Annotated in this window: 1 protein-coding gene and 3 tRNA genes; all 4 read right to left on the reverse strand. The window is 36.2% G+C overall.

Translation table 11 applies throughout. The features are described 5' to 3' along the window. Window positions 1-125: 125 nt before the first annotated feature. A complete protein-coding gene (locus L866_RS0108235; RefSeq protein ID WP_025730914.1) occupies window positions 126-473 on the reverse strand; it encodes a Spx/MgsR family RNA polymerase-binding regulatory protein in 348 nt (115 codons plus the stop codon). Window positions 474-722: 249 nt separating this feature from the next. Beyond that, a tRNA-Glu gene (locus L866_RS0108240) sits at window positions 723-794 on the reverse strand. A gap of 14 nt (window positions 795-808) precedes the next feature. Further along, window positions 809-896 (reverse strand) — tRNA-Ser (locus L866_RS0108245). Between the two features lie 26 nt (window positions 897-922). After that, window positions 923-996: transfer RNA gene (locus L866_RS0108250), tRNA-Ile, on the reverse strand. Between the last annotated feature and the right edge of the window lie 55 nt (window positions 997-1,051).

Genomic DNA, 1,051 nt, shown 5'->3' on the forward strand with positions numbered 1-1,051 from the left:
CGAATGACGTTTATTTTTACGCATGAAAAACTCCCCCTAAAATAGTTTTACTTTTTCAAGTGTCTACTTTAGGGGGAGCATATCATTTTAACATTCTCTTTTAGCTTTTTTTGTTATTCTATTATTTATAAAGATTCTACATATTTTTTTACAAGTGGTCCAATATAAACTGATTCGTCAACCAATAATATTGGACGTTTCACAAGCATACCATCTTCGGATAATAATTGATATTGCTCATCTAAAGACATCGTTAAGCGTTTCTCTTTTAAATTATTTTGTCGATATATTTGTCCACTCGTATTAAAGAATTTTGAAATATCTAAACCTGATTGTTCATGCCACTGTTTGATTTCACTTTTACTTGGACGATTTTCTTTAATATCACGTACGTCAAATGTTAACCCTTTTTCTTCCATTAAAGCTTTGATACCTTTGCACGTTGAACATTTTGAATATCCAATAAATTGCATACCAGTCACTCCTTACTCGTGAATTAATTACTAAAAGAATTGTAACATAAAAGATGTTTATAAACACTTCAAGTGTTTATTCAATTACTTCTACTTCATTCGCTTATTTTATCTTTTGATCTAAAAAAAGAGGAGAAGTAACCATACGGTTACCTCAACTCATCATCAACACTATTTGACAAAGAGCCATTTAACAAAGAGTCATTTTTAAGCACAAAAAAAGGGCCGATAAATCGTCCCTTTTTAAGATGACCCGTACGGGAATCGAACCCGTGTTACCGCCGTGAAAGGGCGGTGTCTTAACCGCTTGACCAACGGGCCTTAAGATAAAAATACGGAGAAGGAGGGATTTGAACCCTCGCGCCGTTCACACGACCTATACCCTTAGCAGGGGCACCTCTTCAGCCTCTTGAGTACTTCCCCATTATATGTTATGTATTTTTATCAAATGGGCCTAAATGGACTCGAACCATCGACCTCACGCTTATCAGGCGTGCGCTCTAACCACCTGAGCTATAGGCCCTAGTATTTTTTATTAAAATAAGCGGGTGACGAGAATCGAACTCGCGACAACAGCT

Origin of the sequence: Atopobacter phocae ATCC BAA-285 (assembly GCF_000526675.1) — a bacterium.
Lineage (GTDB): Bacteria > Bacillota > Bacilli > Lactobacillales > Aerococcaceae > Atopobacter > Atopobacter phocae.